At 59.3% G+C, this 18544-nt stretch carries 18 protein-coding genes and 1 pseudogene; 11 read left to right on the forward strand and 8 right to left on the reverse strand.

Annotated features, from left to right (window positions below; translation table 11 throughout):
* Nucleotides 1-65 precede the first annotated feature (65 nt).
* Nucleotides 66-923: a formyltetrahydrofolate deformylase gene (gene purU, locus AC30D7_RS18605; protein ID WP_018928799.1), complete on the forward strand. Its 858-nt coding sequence runs from the start codon at nucleotides 66-68 to the stop codon at nucleotides 921-923.
* A gap of 204 nt (nucleotides 924-1127) precedes the next feature.
* The gene (gene fdhA, locus AC30D7_RS18610) at nucleotides 1128-2327 is read left to right on the forward strand and encodes a formaldehyde dehydrogenase, glutathione-independent (RefSeq protein ID WP_019580688.1); all 1200 of its coding nucleotides are present in this window, start codon (nucleotides 1128-1130) and stop codon (nucleotides 2325-2327) included.
* A gap of 67 nt (nucleotides 2328-2394) precedes the next feature.
* Here fdhA and AC30D7_RS18615 read toward each other — a convergent pair whose 3' ends face one another.
* Both AC30D7_RS18615 and AC30D7_RS18620 read right to left on the reverse strand, forming a co-directional pair.
* On the reverse strand, nucleotides 2395-2901 hold the full coding sequence (locus AC30D7_RS18615; RefSeq protein ID WP_490135045.1) for a hypothetical protein: 507 nt from the start codon (nucleotides 2899-2901) through the stop codon (nucleotides 2395-2397).
* A 212-nt stretch (nucleotides 2902-3113) separates the two neighbouring features.
* Nucleotides 3114-3326 (reverse strand): annotated as a pseudogene (locus AC30D7_RS18620) (cold-shock protein).
* Nucleotides 3327-3653: 327 nt separating this feature from the next.
* Between AC30D7_RS18620 and AC30D7_RS18625 the strand changes: the two are divergent.
* Nucleotides 3654-4268 carry a DUF2780 domain-containing protein gene (locus AC30D7_RS18625; RefSeq protein WP_028939047.1) on the forward strand — a complete coding sequence of 205 codons (615 nt, stop codon included), beginning with the start codon at nucleotides 3654-3656 and terminating at the stop codon, nucleotides 4266-4268.
* A 1-nt stretch (nucleotide 4269) separates the two neighbouring features.
* Here AC30D7_RS18625 and yihG read toward each other — a convergent pair whose 3' ends face one another.
* Complete coding sequence (yihG, locus tag AC30D7_RS18630) at nucleotides 4270-5154, reverse strand: 1-acylglycerol-3-phosphate O-acyltransferase, YihG family (RefSeq protein WP_490135046.1); 885 nt, start codon at nucleotides 5152-5154, stop codon at nucleotides 4270-4272.
* 219 nt (nucleotides 5155-5373) lie between these two features.
* Between yihG and rloA2 the strand changes: the two genes are divergently transcribed.
* The 5 genes from rloA2 to AC30D7_RS18655 all read left to right on the forward strand — a co-directional run bounded on the left by rloA2 (nucleotide 5374) and on the right by AC30D7_RS18655 (nucleotide 9716).
* Nucleotides 5374-5880 carry a retropepsin-like aspartic peptidase RloA2 gene (gene rloA2, locus AC30D7_RS18635; RefSeq protein WP_490135047.1) on the forward strand — a complete coding sequence of 169 codons (507 nt, stop codon included), beginning with the start codon at nucleotides 5374-5376 and terminating at the stop codon, nucleotides 5878-5880.
* A gap of 59 nt (nucleotides 5881-5939) precedes the next feature.
* Nucleotides 5940-6620, forward strand: coding sequence for a two-component system response regulator CreB (gene creB, locus AC30D7_RS18640; RefSeq protein WP_490135048.1), 681 nt, complete (start codon nucleotides 5940-5942; stop codon nucleotides 6618-6620).
* Nucleotides 6620-8047 carry a two-component system sensor histidine kinase CreC gene (creC, locus tag AC30D7_RS18645; protein WP_490135049.1) on the forward strand — a complete coding sequence of 476 codons (1428 nt, stop codon included), beginning with the start codon at nucleotides 6620-6622 and terminating at the stop codon, nucleotides 8045-8047. The genes creB and creC overlap by 1 nt, the downstream gene beginning before the upstream one ends.
* Nucleotides 8048-8166: 119 nt before the next feature.
* On the forward strand, nucleotides 8167-9537 hold the full coding sequence (gene creD, locus AC30D7_RS18650; protein WP_490135050.1) for a cell envelope integrity protein CreD: 1371 nt from the start codon (nucleotides 8167-8169) through the stop codon (nucleotides 9535-9537).
* Nucleotides 9534-9716 (forward strand): hypothetical protein, encoded by a 183-nt coding sequence (locus AC30D7_RS18655; RefSeq protein ID WP_490135051.1) that lies wholly within the window; start codon nucleotides 9534-9536, stop codon nucleotides 9714-9716. Before creD ends, AC30D7_RS18655 begins: the two co-directional genes overlap by 4 nt.
* 44 nt (nucleotides 9717-9760) lie before the next feature.
* Here the strand turns inward: AC30D7_RS18655 and AC30D7_RS18660 are convergent, their stop codons facing one another.
* The 3 genes from AC30D7_RS18660 to AC30D7_RS18670 all read right to left on the reverse strand — a co-directional run bounded on the left by AC30D7_RS18660 (nucleotide 9761) and on the right by AC30D7_RS18670 (nucleotide 13190).
* Nucleotides 9761-10390, reverse strand: coding sequence for a glutathione S-transferase (locus tag AC30D7_RS18660; protein WP_490135052.1), 630 nt, complete (start codon nucleotides 10388-10390; stop codon nucleotides 9761-9763).
* 161 nt (nucleotides 10391-10551) lie between these two features.
* Complete coding sequence (locus AC30D7_RS18665) at nucleotides 10552-11259, reverse strand: 3'-5' exonuclease (RefSeq protein ID WP_490135053.1); 708 nt, start codon at nucleotides 11257-11259, stop codon at nucleotides 10552-10554.
* Nucleotides 11256-13190: a putative nucleotidyltransferase substrate binding domain-containing protein gene (locus AC30D7_RS18670; RefSeq protein WP_490135054.1), complete on the reverse strand. Its 1935-nt coding sequence runs from the start codon at nucleotides 13188-13190 to the stop codon at nucleotides 11256-11258. Before AC30D7_RS18670 ends, AC30D7_RS18665 begins: the two co-directional genes overlap by 4 nt.
* A 271-nt stretch (nucleotides 13191-13461) precedes the next feature.
* Between AC30D7_RS18670 and AC30D7_RS18675 the strand changes: the two genes are divergently transcribed.
* A complete protein-coding gene (locus AC30D7_RS18675; protein ID WP_477746212.1) occupies nucleotides 13462-13908 on the forward strand; it encodes a response regulator in 447 nt (148 codons plus the stop codon).
* A 278-nt stretch (nucleotides 13909-14186) separates the two neighbouring features.
* On the opposite strand, the gene AC30D7_RS18680 is transcribed toward AC30D7_RS18675, so the two are convergent.
* Nucleotides 14187-16364 (reverse strand): malate synthase G, encoded by a 2178-nt coding sequence (locus tag AC30D7_RS18680; protein WP_096479452.1) that lies wholly within the window; start codon nucleotides 16362-16364, stop codon nucleotides 14187-14189.
* Between AC30D7_RS18680 and AC30D7_RS18685 the strand changes: the two genes are divergently transcribed.
* Both AC30D7_RS18685 and AC30D7_RS18690 read left to right on the forward strand, forming a co-directional pair.
* A complete protein-coding gene (locus AC30D7_RS18685) occupies nucleotides 16347-16619 on the forward strand; it encodes a hypothetical protein (RefSeq protein ID WP_490135055.1) in 273 nt (90 codons plus the stop codon). The two genes, AC30D7_RS18680 and AC30D7_RS18685, sit on opposite strands and share 18 nt — an antisense overlap.
* 290 nt (nucleotides 16620-16909) lie before the next feature.
* Entirely contained in the window at nucleotides 16910-17428 is a 519-nt protein-coding gene (locus AC30D7_RS18690; protein ID WP_007936467.1) for a glycine cleavage system transcriptional repressor, read from the forward strand.
* Nucleotides 17429-17643: 215 nt separating this feature from the next.
* Here AC30D7_RS18690 and rarD read toward each other — a convergent pair whose 3' ends face one another.
* Entirely contained in the window at nucleotides 17644-18531 is an 888-nt protein-coding gene (gene rarD, locus AC30D7_RS18695) for an EamA family transporter RarD (protein WP_490135056.1), read from the reverse strand.
* Nucleotides 18532-18544: the final 13 nt, after the last annotated feature.

Genomic DNA, 18544 nt, shown 5'->3' on the forward strand with positions numbered 1-18544 from the left:
GGAGCAAGCTCCCTCGCCACAGAGTTCTCTCTGATCACAGATGTAGCAGCAGGAGTCACCGCACTATGAGCCGCGCCCCAGACACATGGATTCTGACCGCCGACTGCCCAAGCGTCCTCGGCACCGTGGATGCGGTGACCCGCTTTCTGTTCGAGCAGGGCTGCTACGTCACCGAGCACCACTCCTTTGATGACCGGCTCTCAGGCCGTTTCTTCATCCGCGTGGAGTTTCGGCAACCCGACGCTTTCGACGAACAAGCCTTCCGCGCAGGCCTGGCGGAGCGTGGTGCCGCCTTCGGGATGGTCTTCGAGCTGACCCCGCCGAACTACCGGCCAAAAGTGGTGATCATGGTCTCCAAGGCCGATCACTGCCTCAACGACTTGCTCTACCGCCAGCGCATCGGCCAGTTGTCGATGGACGTGGTCGCGGTGGTCTCCAACCACCCGGACCTCAAGCCGTTGGCCGACTGGCACCAGATTCCGTACTACCACTTTCCGCTGGACCCCAACGACAAACCATCGCAGGAGCGTCAGGTCTGGCAGGTGATCGAAGAGGCCGGCGCCGAACTGGTGATCCTTGCCCGCTACATGCAGGTTCTGTCGCCAGAGCTGTGCCGCAAACTCGATGGCAAGGCGATCAACATTCACCACTCGCTGCTGCCGGGCTTCAAGGGCGCCAAGCCGTATCACCAGGCCTACAACAAAGGCGTGAAACTGGTCGGCGCCACGGCGCATTACATCAACAACGATCTGGATGAAGGTCCGATCATCGCCCAAGGCGTGGAAGCCGTTGATCACAGCCACTATCCCGAAGACTTGATCGCCAAGGGGCGGGATATCGAAGGGCTGACGTTGGCGCGGGCCGTGGGTTATCACATTGAACGACGCGTATTTTTGAACGCCAATCGCACGGTCGTTCTTTAGATCGCTTTCGCGGGCAAGCCCGCTCCCACAGGGTTTTGTGTTGTCCACAGACCTTGTGTACACCCGATCCACTGTGGGAGCGGGCTTGCCCGCGATGGCGGCATAACAGACAACACAAGACACACAGGCAATACCCGAGCAATCAACGCGCCGCCGCTGTCGGGCGACGCGACCGCTACATAAAAACAACAGCGAGGTGAAAGCATGTCTGGTAATCGTGGTGTGGTGTATCTCGGCGCAGGCAAGGTCGAAGTACAGAAAATCGACTATCCCAAAATGCAGGACCCGCGCGGCAGGAAGATCGAGCACGGTGTCATCCTGCGCGTAGTTTCCACCAACATCTGTGGTTCCGATCAGCACATGGTGCGCGGTCGCACCACCGCTCAGACCGGTCTGGTGCTGGGCCACGAGATCACGGGTGAAGTGATCGAGAAGGGCAGCGGTGTCGAGAACCTGCAGATCGGCGACTTGGTGTCGGTACCTTTCAACGTTGCCTGTGGCCGTTGCCGTTCGTGCAAAGAGCAACATACTGGCGTCTGCCTGAGCGTTAACCCGGCGCGTCCGGGCGGTGCCTATGGTTATGTCGACATGGGTGACTGGACCGGTGGCCAGGCCGAATACGCGTTTGTGCCGTATGCCGACTTCAACCTGCTGAAACTTCCAGATCGCGACCGGGCCATGGAAAAAATCCGTGACCTGACCTGTCTCTCCGACATCCTGCCTACCGGTTACCACGGCGCAGTGACTGCCGGCGTCGGCCCTGGCAGCACCGTGTACGTCGCCGGCGCCGGCCCGGTTGGCCTGGCAGCTGCCGCTTCCGCTCGCCTGCTGGGTGCTGCGGTGGTGATCATCGGTGACGTCAACCCGATCCGCCTGGCCCATGCCAAGGCTCAGGGTTTCGAAATCGCCGACCTGTCGACAGACACCCCACTGCACGAACAGATCGCTGCACTGTTGGGCGAACCAGAAGTGGACTGCGCCGTCGATGCCGTAGGCTTCGAAGCTCGCGGTCACGGCCATGCCGGCGTGAAGCACGAGGCTCCGGCCACCGTACTCAACTCGCTGATGGGCGTGGTTCGCGTCGCTGGCAAAATCGGTATTCCTGGCCTGTACGTCACCGAAGATCCGGGTGCAGTGGACGCTGCCGCGAAAATGGGCAGCCTGAGCATCCGCTTCGGCCTGGGCTGGGCCAAATCCCACAGCTTCCACACCGGCCAGACGCCAGTGATGAAGTACAACCGCCAACTGATGCAGGCGATCATGTGGGACCGCATCAAGATTGCCGACATCGTCGGCGTGGAAGTCATCAGCCTGGATGACGCGCCACGGGGTTACGGCGAGTTCGATGCCGGCGTGCCGAAGAAGTTTGTGATTGATCCGCACAAGTTGTTTAGTGCGGCGTAAGGCTTCATGCAAAATAAGACGGCGACTTTCAAGTCGCCGTTTTTTTTTGGGCGGGGTAAATCAGTGACTAGAGTTTAAATGTGCAAGCAGTCACAGTGTCTGCGCTGCATTCTTTGTTATAGGTGCCTGCGCTGTTTTGATTGGACTGTTTCCAGATGCCTGCCTCACCGGTTGCCGGTTTTGCAGTTCTCTGCGAGAGCCTGACTCGGTCGTTTTCTCCTTGACCTTCATAATCACATCTTACGTAGGTGATGATGCTGCCAGGTTTATCCGCAGGGTCTTCACCACGACCCTCCGAATCGACCTTGCGCTGTGCAATGGTGGCGGTTTTGAACTTGACCCCTTTAACCCCCGAATAATTGACATTTTCCGGCTCTACACCTGCATCTGCGTTGGAGCCTTTCCATTCGCCAGCACTGTATTGATAACTGCCATTAACGCTTTCTGCTTTTACGGAACTGAGTTCAGGGCAGCTTTGAGCGAATGTGTACGTGCTTGCCATCAACGCCATCAGCGTAAAAGTGCCGAGCGATAGTCCTTTCAACGCTTTGTTTTTCTGGGTGGAAAACTGCATGGTTGTACTCCGTTACGTAATTGGAGTGCCAATGCTAGTGGGGGTTATTTATTATGCCTACTATCAGAAATGCTAGTTTTTTATATTGATTTTGAGTTTTTCAGTGCTTGGTTGTTCGAGCTCGATATAAGCGATAAGGCATCATGAAATGCTGCCTCTCCTTTAAAAATGGCCCACACTCACGATCACGCGGTGTAGGCCTTATCGAACACTCAGGCTTCGACTTGGACCTCATCTGCCTGCATTCCCTTCTGCCCTTGTACTACAACGAAAGTTACCTTTTGACCCTCTTCCAGCGACTTGAAACCGTTGCCCTGAATTGCTCTGAAGTGTACAAAAATGTCTGGGCCGCTTTCCGGGGTGATGAACCCATGGCCCCTTTCATGGTTGAATCATTTCACCGTACCGGTTTGTCTAATTGCCATTTCCATGCTTCCTACAAACTCAATAGTTGAAGGGTGTGAGCAATGTTCCTGTTACACACCCAGTTCCGTTGTTTCAAAACCAACGTAAACGCATCCATTACTGGTGCCAACTATCGGATCTGACAGGTCATCATGTTGTTTTGAAATAATGGGCTTCGTGATTAATAGCTCTGGAGAATAAGACACTCCGGCGGTTCACGTTTTATAGACGCCACTTGGGTAAAAATGCCTGCACACCCGAGGAACATGCCACTGGATGCCCGGTCCAATCGGCAGTTTTGCCGCTCCCGTTACCAGGCGGCTTTCATGGCACAAGAGGATGTCTGGATGAACGTTTCACGCGGTTTTGCATTGGCATCGCTCATGGCTGTCGCTTCGTTGACGACGCTGGCCGCCAGCCCGGCCTTTGCACAGTTAAGCCTCAGCGATGCGGTCAAGGCGGTGTCATCGATGCAGGACGACGAGGATGTCGAGGGTGTCGAGGCCGATGATGTCGATGGCATCGTGGCGGCGGCGCCCAAGGCGGCCGGTTTGCTCAATACCCTGGGTTCGCAGCTCGACATTACCCCGGAGCAGGCCATCGGCGGTGCCGGTGCGATGCTGGGGCTGGCGAGGAATCAGCTCAGCGGCCAGGACTTCTCCGAACTGAGCAAAACCGTGCCAGGCCTCGCTCAGATCGCCGGTAACAGCGCGATCAGTGGTCTGACTGGCTTGGGCGGGCTACTCGGCGCGGGCTCGGACAATAATGCGTTGCTCAATGGCTTGCTGGGTAACGTCAAGGACACCAAGGACCTGAACAACGCCTTCAGCGCCCTGGGCATGGACACCGGGATGGTCGGCGTGTTTGCCCCGGTGATCCTGCAATACCTCGGTCAGCAAGGCGTTGCCGGTTCGCTGTTGCAAAACCTCGGCGGGATCTGGGGTACCGGCGCCGGTAGCTGAGTCAGCCCTCGGCGCGTAGTGCCTGGATGCGCCGGTCCTTCTCGATCCAGAGCTGGTTGACCCAGTTCTGGATTGTTTCGCGAAACTCCGGATCGTTTTCGTAATCGCCTTGCCACAGTGCCGGGTCCAGTTCGCGGGTGTGGATGTCGATGATCACCTTGGGCACGTTGCCACTGAGCAAATCCCAGAACCCCGGAATCTTCTGCTGCGGATACACCACCGTCACATCGAGAATGGCGTCCAGCTGTTCACCCATCGCCGCCAGCACAAACGCCACGCCGCCCGCCTTGGGCTTGAGCAGGTGGGTGAACGGTGACAGCTGCTGGGCGCTTTTCGCCGCGGTGTAGCGGGTGCCTTCCAGGTAGTTGACCACGGTCACCGGCTGGCGCTTGTACAACTCGCAAGCTTGTTTGGTGATCTCCAGGTCCTTGCCGGCCAGCTCCGGGTGCTTCTCCAGGAACGCCTTGCTGTAGCGCTTCATGAACGGATAGTCCAACGCCCACCAGGCCAGGCCCAGGAACGGCACCCAGATCAGTTCTTTCTTCAGGAAGAACTTGAAGAACGGCGTGCGCCGGTTCAGTGCCTGGATCAGCGCCGGGATATCGACCCAGGACTGATGGTTACTGATCACCAGATACGAGGTGTCGCCGCGCAGCTCATCGCCGCCGCGAATGTCCCATTGGGTGGGAATGCACAGGCGGAAGATCAGTTTGTCGATCTCGGCCCAGGTTTCGGCAATCCACATCACCGCCCACGAGGCGTAATCGCGAAAGCGCCCGGGCAGGAGCAGTTTGAGCAGCGCGAACACCATCAAAGGCCCGAACAGGACCAGCGTGTTGAGCAATAGCAGCAGGGTAACGAAACAGCCGGTGAGCAGGCGGCGCATAGGTAACTCTTGAAAGCGTGTGGGCGCGCCATAATAAGCAGCTTCGGTTGGCAGGCCAAATCGGTGGTGACGAATGTTTCACCTTGGCAACGGTATGCTCTCAGCGTATCGCTATTGCCTTTGTGGCGAGGGCCACAAAAGTGGGAAGTGGTCCAACTATCGTTGTTTTTTGCGGTCTAGAATTCGGCCATGCATCCATCCCTCAAGGAAGCCCCTTACGTGAAATCTCTCCTTGCACTGCTTGCCCTCGTGGCCCTGCCGGTCCTGGCCGCCGAGCCGACCCTGTACGGGCGTTACGAATACATCGCGCTGCCGGAAATCGGCGGTGAAGTCCTCAAGGCCAAAATGGACACCGGCGCCCTGACCGCGTCGCTGTCGGCCAAAGACATCGAAACCTTCACCCGCGACGGCGACGAGTGGGTACGTTTCCGTCTCGCCACCAAAGGCGCGAGCAACAAAGTCTATGAACACAAGGTCGCGCGGATCAGCAAGATCAAGAGCCGAGCCGATGAAGAAGACGAAGACAAGGTCGTGAGTGACGTGACCAAGCGTCCGGTGATCGATCTGGAACTGTGCCTGGGCAACGTCAAGCGCACCGTCGAGGTCAACCTCACCGACCGCAGCAGCTTCAACTACCCGCTGTTGATCGGCGCCAAGGCGTTGCGCGAATTCGGTGCGGCAGTGAACCCGGCGCGTCGATTTACAGCCGACAAACCCGACTGCTGATTGACGGCGAATCAGCCTTGGGGCACCGTTCGTCCACTTAACCAGCGGGCTCGGACGCCATGCCTCATATCCTGATTGTCGAAGACGAAGCGGCGATTGCCGACACCCTGATTTTCGCCTTGCAGGGCGAGGGCTTTACCACGACCTGGTTGAGCCTTGGCGCGGCGGCGCTCGAACATCAGCGCGCGACGCCTGCCGACCTGATCATTCTCGACATCGGCCTGCCAGACATAAGCGGCTTCGAGACCTGCAAGCAGTTGCGGCGTTTCAGCGAAGTACCGGTGATGTTCCTCAGTGCCCGTGACGCCGAGATCGACCGCGTGGTGGGCCTGGAAATTGGCGCCGACGACTACGTGGTCAAACCGTTCAGCCCCCGGGAAGTGGCGGCGCGGGTCCGGGCGATTCTCAAGCGCATGGCGCCACGACCGGTGGCGGAGGTGGCGTCAGCGCTGTTTCGCATCGACGGCGAGCGGGTGCAGATCAGCTATCGCAACCAGCTACTGAGCCTGACTCGCCATGAGTTTCGTTTGCTGCAATGCCTGCTGGAACAACCTGAGCGAGTCTTCAGCCGCGAGCAATTGCTTGATGCGCTGGGCGTGGCCGCCGATGCCGGTTACGAGCGCAGCATCGACAGCCACATCAAGAGCGTGCGCGCCAAGTTGCGCCTGGTGAAGGCCGACGCCGAGCCGATCCAGACTCATCGTGGCCTCGGCTACAGCTACAGCCCGGGGCAGAGCTGATGTCACTGGGGATCCGGATTTTTCTGGTCTACGTGCTGTTCATCGGCCTGACCGGCTACTTCGTGCTCAACACCGTGATGGAAGAAATCCGCCCCGGTGTGCGCCAGTCCACCGAAGAAACCCTGGTGGACACCGCCAACCTGATGGCCGAGATCCTGCGCGACGACTTCAAGGCCGGCACCCTCAGCCAGAACCGCTGGCCCGAGTTGCTCAAGGCTTATGGCGCGCGGCAACCGAAAGCGAGCATCTGGGGGCTGTCGAAGAATCAGGTCAACCACCGCATATACGTCACCGATGCCAAAGGCATCGTGGTGCTGGATTCCAGCGGTACTGCGGTGGGCCAGGACTACTCGCGCTGGAATGACGTCTACCTGACCCTGCGTGGCGAGTACGGTGCGCGTTCGACGCGCAGCAACCCGGACGACTCGAACTCGTCGGTGATGCACGTCGGTGCTCCGATTCGCGACAACGGCCAGATCATCGGCGTGGTGACCGTGGCCAAACCCAACAGCTCACTGCAGCCTTACGTCGATCGCACCGAACGGCGATTGCTGACGTATGGCGCCGGATTGATCGGCCTCGGTTTGTTGTTCGGTGCGCTGTTGTCCTGGTGGCTGAGCGCGGCACTGCGGCGGTTGACGGCTTATGCCCAGGCCGTCAGCGAAGGTCGACGGGTCGAGGTGCCGCATTACCGAGGCGGCGAACTGGAACAACTGGCCACGGCGTTGGAGCACATGCGTACCCAGCTCGAAGGCAAAGCCTACGTCGAACGTTATGTACACACCCTGACCCATGAATTGAAAAGCCCGCTGGCGGCGATTCGCGGTGCGGCGGAGCTGCTGCAAGGCGAAATGCCGCCAGCCCAGCAGCAGCGCTTCGTCAGTAACATCGACAGCGAAAGTGCGCGCATGCAGCAGTTGATCGAGCGACTGTTGAACCTGGCGCAGGTCGAGCAACGCCAAGGGTTGGAAGAGCGGGTGGCGGTGCCCTTGGCGCCCTTGGTGGCCGAGCTGTTGAGCGCCCAGGCTGCGCGAATCGAAGGCAAGCAGTTACGTGTGGAACGGCAAATTGCAGCGGACCTGAACCTGCTTGGCGAGCCGTTCCTATTGCGCCAGGCGCTGGGCAATCTGCTGGAGAATGCCTTGGACTTCACCCCAGCGAACGGCGTGCTGCGATTGTGTGCCGAACGAGTCGGTGAGCAGATCGAGTTCAGGCTGTTCAACCAGGCCGAAGCGATTCCCGACTATGCGTTGCCACGCTTGAGCGAGCGCTTCTACTCACTGCCGCGTCCGGACAGTGGACGCAAGAGCACCGGTTTGGGGCTCAACTTCGTTGAGGAAGTGGTCAAGTTGCATGGTGGTGTGATGAGTATCGGCAACGTCGACGGCGGTGTTCAAGTGCGTTTGCGGTTGCCTTCAAGCCGCTGAAGATCGCAGCCTTCGGCAGCTCCTGCGCCGAGCGCAAATTCCACACACTCTCCACATTCCTCCCACAAAACCCCCACATACCCAATCCAGACTTTCCCCATCCAAACAGGGAGAGTCCCATGAACCGAAGCCTGACCCTAAAACTCGGGGCAATTGCCCTGCTGATTCTGTTGCTGCTGATCCCGCTGCTGATGATCAACGGCGTGATCCAGGACCGCCAGCAACTGCGCGACGGTGTGCTCGAAGACATCGCCCGCAGCTCCAGCTACAGTCAGCAGCTGAGCGGCCCGCTGATGGTGGTGCCCTATCGCAAAACGGTGCGCACCTGGAAAACCAACGAAAAAACCAACCAGCGTTATCAGGATGTCGGCGAGGAGCGCGGGCGCTTGTATTTCCTGCCGGAGCGTTTTGAACTCGACGGCCAGGTCCAGACCGAACTGCGCGCCCGGGGCATCTACGAGGCGCGGCTGTTCCATGCCGACAACCGCATCAGTGGGCAGTTTTCGGTCCCGGCGCAACTGGGCATCAAGGAAGACTTCGCCGATTACCGCTTCGATCAGCCGTTCCTGGCCGTTGGCATCAGCGACATTCGCGGCATCGAGAATGCGCTGAAACTCGAACTCAATGGCCAGAAGCTGGATTTTGTACCGGGTAGCCAGGTGGGCTGGTTGGGCGAGGGTGTGCACGTGACGTTGCCGGCGCTGGACACCCAGCAGGCCACGGAGCTGGCCTTCGGTTTCGACTTGCGTCTGCAAGGCACCGGCCAGTTGCAGATTCTCCCGGTGGGCAAGACCAGCAAGGTTTCACTGGCCGCCAACTGGCCTCATCCCAGCTTCATCGGCAATTACCTGCCGGCTCAGCGTGAAATCACCGATCAGGGCTTCACCGCCAATTGGCAGACCTCGTTTTTCTCCACCAACCTGCAAGAGGCGTTGAACAGTTGCGTGTCGGGCGGTCAGTGCGAGGCGTTCAGCGGCCGCAGCTTCGGCGTGAGCTTCATCGACCCGGTGGACCAGTACCTGAAAAGCGACCGGGCAATCAAATATGCGTTGCTGTTCATCGTCCTGACCTTCGCCGGTTTCTTCCTCTTCGAAGTGCTGAAAAGCCTGGCAGTGCACCCGGTGCAGTACGCCTTGGTGGGCGTGGCGCTGGCGTTCTTCTACCTGTTGCTGTTGTCGCTGTCCGAACACATCGGCTTTGCCCTGGCGTATCTGCTGTCGGCGAGTGGCTGCGTGGCATTGATCGGTTTCTATGTCTGCCATGTGCTGCGCAGCGTGCGCCACGGCTTGAGTTTTTCGGCGGGGTTGGCGGCGTTGTATGGTTTGCTCTACGGCTTGTTGAGCGCCGAGGATTACGCGCTGTTGATGGGCTCGTTGCTGTTGTTCGGTCTGCTGGGCGTGTTCATGGTGCTGACCCGCAAGCTGGACTGGTACGGGATCGGGCAAAAATCCGCCAAGCCGTTGGCATTTGATATCGGAGCGGTGGAATGAGCCGGTCGTTGGGGTTGCGCGAGGATCAGCGTGTGGGTGAGGTGTTGGCGACGCGGATTGCCGGGTTGTTTCCGTTGGGTCCGGTGTGGCGCCAACGCGAGCAGGCTCGTTCCCACAACAGATCTCCAGTGGTTCGTTCGCGGGCAAGCCTCGCTCCTACGGATCACTTCAACCTGTAGGAGCGAGGCTTGCCCGCGAATAGGCCGGTACAGCCAGCGAAGATTTAAGCCTTGGGCATCGTCGCAATCATCGAAGGCCGCTGACTCACTTCGAAATACCACTCGGCCAACTTTGGATTCTCTTTGCGCCATTCCAGATCCGGATGGCGCAAATCCAGGTAACCCAAGGCACAGGCCACACTGATCGCTGCCACATCGAAATGGCTGGTCAGCTCGGCAATCGCATCGGCCTCCAATAGCGCCAGAGCGCGACGAATCTTGTCGCGCTGACTGTCGAGCCATGCGTCCCAATGTTTTTCCGGCGAGCGCAGGGCCACTTCATAGCGAACCATCACAGCGGCATCCATGATTCCGTCTGCCAGAGAAGCCAGGGTCAGGCGCCGCCAGCGCGCCGAGCCTTCGCGAGGAATCAGCGGATTGCCGACGTGCTGGTAATCGAGGTAGTCGAGGATCACCCGGCTGTCATAAATCACATTGCCGTCTGCCAGGCGCAGGGCCGGAATCTTGCCCAGCGGGTTGTCCTTGTTGAGGGCCGGATCCGGGCTGACCGGCGTGAGCTGGCAGGCTTGCAGCGCCACGCGGTTCGTTTGACCGGTCTCGTGCAACAGCACCATGACTTTGCGAACAAAGGGCGAGGCGGGGTTGTGGAACAAGGTCATGCTGGGGGCGGACATGTCGGCATCTCGATCATGGGCAGAGTCGGGAGCATAGCGCTTTAGTGCCTGAGCTCAAGCTCGTTTCCACAGGTTTTGTACCGTTCGCCGATGTCGCAAGCGACACAAAGCTTGTAGGAGCGAGGCTTGCCCGCGAAGGCATCAGCACAGCCACCGCAGATTCAGAAAGAAGGCGCTTGCCGCCGCCGTTTCCACTGACTCAACCGTTGTTGCAGGTTCAATGGGCTATGAATCTGTTGCTGTCGCGCCCGGCTGAACAAAATCAGCATCAGCTCCGCCGTTGCCAAGGCGTCGGCACTGGCATTATGCCGTTCGAAGACCTCCAGTTTGAACCACTCGATCCACTCGTCCAGCCCCGCCTCGCGAAAGTGTGCCTGGGGGCAAAGCAGCGGGGCGATGTCTGCCACGTCCAGAAACGGATGCTGCAACTTGTAGCCCAGATGTTCTTTCAGTGCGCGCCCGAGCATGTGCTGGTCGAACGGCGCATGAAACGCCAACACCGGACTGTCGCCGACAAACTCCATGAATTCGAGTAAGGCTTGCACCGGGTCACTGCCGGCGGCAATGGCGCTCGGGCCCAGGCCGTGAATCAACACGCTGGGACCGAGTTTGAGTTCAGTGCATTGCAGCGTGCGTTCGAACTGCTGACTGAAGTCGATCGCGCCGTCCTCGATCACCACCGCCCCGATCGACAATAGCCGATCCTTGTTCAGATTCAGCCCGGTGGTTTCCAGGTCGAGCACCACCCAGCGTTGCTCGCGCAGGCTGCAGTCGCTCAGTTGGGCCACGGCCGGCAAGCGATCCAGACGGTGTTGCAGTTCGCCGGGCAAAACGGGACTGGCCGGGCGCAGCCATGAAAACAGGCTCATAGCTGATACCGCAGAGTCAGGCTGCTTTGCAGGCGTTGGGCCTGGCGCAGGGATTCACGCAGGATGCGTCGGTCCAGATGATTGAGGCTGTCGGGATCGACGCGGTTGGAGTAGGGCAGGTTCTCTCGGGTCTGTAGCTGATGTTGCTGCATGCGGGTTTGCTGGATGAAGTGATACGCCTCTTCATAGGCAGCGCCGTCCAGCTGTTCGATGACCTCTTTTTCCACCAATTGGCGAAAGCGCTCCAGGGTGTTGTTGGCATCGATGCCGTGGGCCAGGGCCAGCACTCGCGCGCCGTCGACGAAGGGGGTCAGGCCCTGGAGTTTCAAGTCGAGGGTGGCTTTCTCGCCATTCTTGCGCGCCAGGACGAATTCGCGGAAACGTCCTACGGGTGGACGGTTGCGCAGGGCGTTCTCGGCCATCATGCGCTGGAACAACCGGTTGTCGCCGACCTGATCGAGAATGCCCCGGCGCAGTTGCTCACAGCCTCGCTCATCGCCCCAGACCACGCGCAGATCGAAATAGATACTCGACCCCAACAGGTTTTCCGGTGTCGCCTCGCGGATAAACGCCGCAAAGCGTCGCGCCCATTCGACTCGGGACAAACACAGCTCGGGGTTGCCGGCCATGATGTTGCCTTTGCACAAGGTAAAGCCGCACAGCGCCAGGCTCTGATTGACCTGCTGGGCGATGGGCAGCAACTTGCCGCGAATCTCGGCGGCGTGGGCCGCATCGCGAGCTTCGAACAGAATGCCGTTGTCCTGATCAGTGTGCAGCGTCTGTTCGCGGCGGCCTTCACTGCCGAAACACAGCCAACTGAATGGCACGCCGGGGTCACCTTTCTCCGCGATGGCCAGTTCGATCACCCGGCAGACGGTGTGGTCGTTGAGCAGGGTGATGATATGGGTGATCTGCGTCGAGGACGCGCCGTGGGCCAGCATCCGCTCGACCAATTGGCCGATTTCGCCGCGGATCGCCACCAGGTTTTCCACCCGTTGGGCACTGCAAATGGTCCGCGCCAGGTGCACCAGATCGACCCTTTGCAGGGAAAACAGGTCGCGCTCCGAAACTACGCCACACAGGCGCTGGTCCTTGACCAGGCAGACGTGGGCGATGTGTCGTTCGGTCATGGCGATCGCCGCGTCGAAGGCGCTGTGGTCCGGCGTCAGGTAAAACGGCGCCAGGGTCATGTGTCGCTCGATGGATTCATTGAAATCGCTGGTGCCGTTGGCCACCACGTGTCGCAAGTCACGCAGAGTGAAAATGCCCAGCGGCGCCTTTTGCTCATCGACCACCACAATGCTGCCGACTTGCTGATCATGCATCAGCGTCACGGCTTCACGCAGGGGCGTGATCGGGCTGCAGGTTACCGGGTGACGCATGGCCAATTCGCCCAGCCGGGTATTGAGCGAATACTGGGTGCCGAGGGTTTCCACGGCTTTTTGCTGGACTTGCTGATTGACCTGATCCAGCAAACTGCTGACACCGCGCAGGGCAAAGTCTCGGAAGGGGTTGGACAGTGCGAACAGTTTGATGAACGCGAGCTTATTCAGCTGTAGGCAGAAGGTATCTTCGGCCGCCAGATGTTCGGTACGGGTTGCACGCTCGCCCAGCAGTGCGGCGAGGGGAAAGCACTCGCCGGTGGTGATTTCGAAGGTGGTTTCGGTGCCACCCTTGGCCGTGTGCGGGCGTTCACCCACGACTCGGCCCTGTTTGACGATGTAGAAATGCTCAACCGGGCCATCGGCGGGTTTGATGATGCTTTCGCCGGGGGCATAAAAACGCAGCTGACATTGCTCGACCAGATAGGCCAGGTGGGCGTGTTCCATCTGATTGAACGGCGGGAAGCGCTGCAGGAATTGCAAAGTGCCCTGGATGTTCTGCAATACCGCGGTTTTCCCTGCCTGGGTGAAGGCGTCCGCTTTACTCATAACCATTACCGCAGTCTTTTTCTGATTGTTGTGTCGGATCGTTGTTTCAGATCGTTCCAGGCATGGTCGACCCCTGCGGGCAGGGTGCCCATTGGACGTAAGTCTAGGTAGGCAGTGCAGCGGCCGGAATATGGGAAATGTCTGACACAACGGTGGGAAAAACCTCCTACATTGTCTATTGGAAAAGATTCCGACGAAGTGCACATTGAAGCCTGCTGAGCGATGTCTGACACCCTGTGTCAGGGATCGCATTGAAAACGTTGAGAACGCCATGTCCGACCACGATATTTTGAGTGATGCCGAGCGCGAAGCGCTCAGCGCCGTCATGCTGGAACCAGACTTGCCGCCGCAGCGGGTGCTGATCGTCGATGACGATAAGGATGCCCGCGAATTGCTGTCGGAAATTCTGGGGCTCGATGGCATTCACTGCATGACGGCGGCCAGTGGCGAAACGGCGCTCAAAATGCTGGAAGAGAAGCCATCGATCGGTCTGGTGATTACCGACCTGCGGATGGGCCACGTCGACGGCCTGGAACTGATCCGCCTGGTGCGGGAGTCGCCACGCGCGGCATTGCCGATCATCATCGTTTCCGGCGATGCCGACGTGAAGGATGCGATCGAAGCCATGCATTTGCACGTCGTGGATTTTTTGCTCAAGCCCATCGATAGCGAAAAATTGCTTGAATTGGTCAAGCATGAGCTGGGGATAGATGTGTAGCGCGGACTTCCAGGTTGGCAGCTTTTGTGGCGAGGGAGCTTGCTCCCGTTGGGTTGCGAAGCAGCCCCAAAAACTGCGATCCCAATGTCCCTGATACACCGCATACACCGGATTTACGACTGCTGCGCAGTCGAGCGGGAGCAAGCTCCCTCGCCACAGGGGACCGCAGCGTGTCTCTTCCTGAAATAGGTGTGAACCTATTTCAGGAAGAGACAGCGTAAATGAAAAAGCCCTGATCTCTTGATCAGGGCTTTTTCACGTCCGGCGTCAGCGTTTACTCAAAGGCCGTTGGCAGCCTTGAACTCACGACGACGACGGTGCAGAACCGGCTCGGTGTAGCCGTTCGGCTGTTTAGTGCCTTCGACCACCAGCTCGACCGCCGCCTGGAAGGCGATGTTGCTGTCGAAGTTCGGTGCCAGCGGGCGGTACAACGGGTCGTTGGCGTTCTGACGGTCAACCACCGGCGCCATGCGCTTGAGGCTTTCCATCACTTGCGCTTCGGTAACGATGCCGTGGCGCAGCCAGTTGGCGATGTGCTGGCTGGAAATACGCAGCGTCGCACGGTCTTCCATCAGGCCGACGTCGTTGATGTCCGGCACTTTCGAGCAACCTACGCCCTGGTCGATCCAGCGCACCACGTAACCGAGAATGCCTTGGGCGTTGTTGTCCAGTTCGTTCTTGATCTGTTCCGCAGTCCAGCTCGGATTTACAGCCAGCGGGATAGTCAGGATGTCGTCCACCGAAGCACGCGCACGTTTGGCCAGCTCGGCCTGACGGGCGAACACGTCGACCTTGTGGTAGTGCAACGCGTGCAGCGCAGCAGCGGTCGGCGATGGAACCCAGGCGGTGTTGGCACCGGCCAATGGGTGAGCGATTTTCTGTTCCAGCATCGCTGCCATCAGGTCCGGCATGGCCCACATGCCTTTACCGATTTGGGCACGACCTTGCAGGCCGGTGCTCAAGCCAATATCGACGTTCCAGTTCTCGTAGGCACTGATCCACTTCTCGGCCTTCATGTCGGCCTTGCGCACCATCGGGCCGGCTTCCATGGAGGTGTGGATTTCATCACCCGTGCGGTCGAGGAAACCGGTGTTGATGAACACTACGCGCTCGCTGGCAGCCTTGATGCAGGCCTTGAGGTTGACCGTGGTACGGCGCTCCTCGTCCATGATCCCGACTTTGAGGGTGTTGCGCGGCAGGCCGAGGACGTCCTCGATGCGACCGAACAGCTCGTTGGTGAACGCGGCTTCTTCCGGGCCGTGCATCTTCGGCTTCACAATGTAGACCGAACCGGTACGGCTGTTCTTGCGCGAACTGTTGCCGTTGAGGCTATGGATCGCCGCGAGGCAAGTCACCAGACCGTCGAGAATGCCTTCTGGCACTTCGTTGCCGTCTTTGTCGAGGATCGCGTCAATGGTCATCAGGTGACCGACGTTGCGCACGAACAACAGCGAGCGACCGTGCAGGCTCAGTTCGCTGCCATCGAGAGCGGTGTAGGTGCGGTCGGCGTTCATGGTACGGGTAAAGGTCTGACCGCCCTTGGAGACTTCTTCCGACAGGTCACCCTTCATCAGGCCGAGCCAGTTGCGATAGATCACCACTTTGTCATCGGCATCGACTGCGGCGACCGAGTCTTCGCAGTCCATGATGGTGGTCAGCGCGGCTTCCATCAGGATGTCTTTGACACCGGCCGCGTCGGTCTGGCCGACCGGGGTGCTGGCATCGATCTGGATTTCGAAGTGCAGGCCGTTGTTCTTCAGCAGGATTGCGGTCGGAGCCGCTGCATCGCCGTGGAAACCGATTAGTTGAGCATCGTTGTGCAGGCCGGTGTTGCTGCCGCCTTTGAGGGCGACGACCAGTTTGCCGTCAACGATTTTGTAGCCGGTGGAGTCGACGTGGGAACCGGCAGCCAGTGGCGCGGCTTCGTCGAGAAAGGCGCGGGCGAAAGCAATGACCTTGTCGCCACGTACCTTGTTGTAGCCTTTGCCCTTTTCCGCGCCATCCGCTTCGCTGATGGCGTCGGTGCCGTAGAGCGCGTCATACAGCGAACCCCAGCGGGCGTTCGAGGCGTTGAGCGCGAAACGCGCGTTCATTACCGGCACCACCAACTGTGGGCCGGCCATGCGGGCGATTTCGTCATCGACGTTTTGTGTCGTTGCCTGGAAATCGGCCGCTTCTGGCAGCAGATAACCGATGTCTTGCAGGAAGGCTTTGTAGGCCACCGCATCGTGCGCAACACCTGCACGAGCCTGGTGCCAGGCATCAATGCGAGCCTGGAAATCATCGCGTTTGGCGAGTAGGGCTTTGTTCTTCGGTGCCAGGTCATGGATGACCTTGTCAGCACCGGCCCAGAACGTGTCGGCGGTGAGGCCGGTACCGGGAATGGCTTCGTTGTTCACGAAGTCGAACAGGACTTTGGCGACCTGCAGGCCACCGACTTGAACGTGTTCAGTCATTGCTTGCCTCACTCTGCTCAGCTATTTCGCTTTTCAGCTCTTCAATTTAACAATGAAGCCTCTGGCCATTTAAACCACAAACCCTTCTACCAGTACATGCCATTGCTGGCGGCTGGGTTCGTTCCGATCAACGGCATTGCGGCCTTGCTGACGGGGCTTTCAGGGTTGCGAGTGTGCCTGCGGCAGACATCGATCCAGCGTTATGTAGTGCGCGCTGCGGCATACTACATGATGAATTGCGGTTGTGAAAATTAGACTAATTACGTCGTTCTGCGACCCCATGACGCATTGCAGTCACGTCGGGGCACGGGATGTTCTCAAAAAACTATTGGATTGTTCCAGCTAAATATAAAAACTTGTACACGATTTGTGTTCGGCGGGTTTGTCGGCGGCGATCCCATCGCGGGCAAGCCCGCTCCCACAGGGATATGCGCAACCTTGTGGGAGCGGGCTTGCCCGCGAAGGCGTCAGACCTGTCACCACAGACTCAGCCCTTGCCTATACTTGCCTTTCCATAACAAAAGTCATGACAAGAGGGCTGTGCCATGGACCACCTCGTACTCACGGTATTCGCCCCGGACAAGCCCGGGCAGGTCGAGCGCATTGCCCAATGCATTGCCGAGCATGGCGGCAACTGGCTGGAGAGCCGCATGTCGCGCATGGCCGGGCAGTTCGCCGGGATTCTTCGGGTGGGCGTACCGGCCGAAGCCTACGATGAACTGGTAGACGCCCTACAGGGACTGTCGACCCAGGGCATCCGCGTGATGATCGCCGAAAGCAGCATCGAACAATCCTGCACCTGGAAGCCGATTGCCATGGAACTGGTGGGTAATGATCGTCCGGGCATTGTGCGGGACATTACGCGTCTGCTGAGTGAGCAAGGGGTGAGCCTGGAGCGGCTGGTGACCGAAGTGCGTCCGGCGCCGATGAGCAGCGAGCCGTTGTTCCATGCCGAAGCAATTCTTGCGGTGCCCTTGACCTTGTCGCTGGAGGTGCTGCAATCGCGCCTGGAAACCCTGGCGGACGATCTGATGGTCGAATTGGTGCTGCGCAGCGAACCTTGAGCAGGTTATCCAAGTTATACGTGCACCTGCCTGTGGATAACCTGTAGAGACACCCCGCCAACCCACGCCGGCTGGGGCTCTTCAGGATCTGATCAAAAAACCAGCAGTTTCAGTGACTTGCGCACAAACGCCGGGGATCACGCTGTGGATAACCTTGGGAAGGATGGATGCAGGCCACGGGATACGTGGCCTGTAGAGATTTGTACGTTTTCTGATCAGCTGCGGCGGCGCAGACTTATCCACGCGTCGATGCTGTAAACCGCCAGACCTGCCCAGATAAAGATGAACGCCACCAGCGTGCTGGATGACAAGTGCTCGCCAAACAGCAGAACGGCTTGCAACAGCACCAGCGTCGGCGCCAGGTACTGGAGAAATCCGAGGGTGGTGTAGGGCAAGTGTCGGGCGGCGGCGTTGAAACACACCAGCGGCACCAGCGTCACCGGACCGGCGGCTACCAGCCACCAGGCTTCTGAGCTGGTCCAGAATGCGGCTTGCGCGCTGGTCGCCGTCGGGTTGAACAGCAGCCAGGCGACAGCAATCGGCACCAGCATCCAGGTTTCCACCACCAGCCCCGGCAACGCCTTGACCGGTGCCTGCTTGCGGATCAAACCGTAGAAGCCGAAGGTTAATGCCAGCACCAGCGACACCCACGGCAGGCTGCCGACCTGCCACACTTGCTGCGCGACACCGACCGCCGCCAGCCCCACCGCGATCCACTGCATGCGCCTTAGCCGTTCGCCGAGGATCAGCATCCCCAGCAGCACGTTTACCAACGGGTTGATGTAGTAACCGAGGCTGGCCTCAAGCATGCGTCCGTTGTTCACCGACCAGACGTAAGTCAGCCAGTTGGCCGCGATCAGCGTGCCGCTCAGGGCCAGGATCGCCAGCCGCCGTGGATTCTCACGCAGCTCACGCCACCAGCCGGGATGTTTCCAGACGAGCAGCAGCAAGGCGCCGAACAACGCAGACCAAAGCACCCGATGGATGATGATCTCAACGGCGGGCACGCTGGCGATGGCTTTGAAGTAGAGCGGGAATAGTCCCCAGATGATGTAGGCACTCAGGCCCAGGATGTACCCGCGACGCGGGTTGGCGGCTTGCATGAGAATCCTTGCT

The sequence above is a fragment of the Pseudomonas sp. DF5 genome, assembly GCF_058148225.1.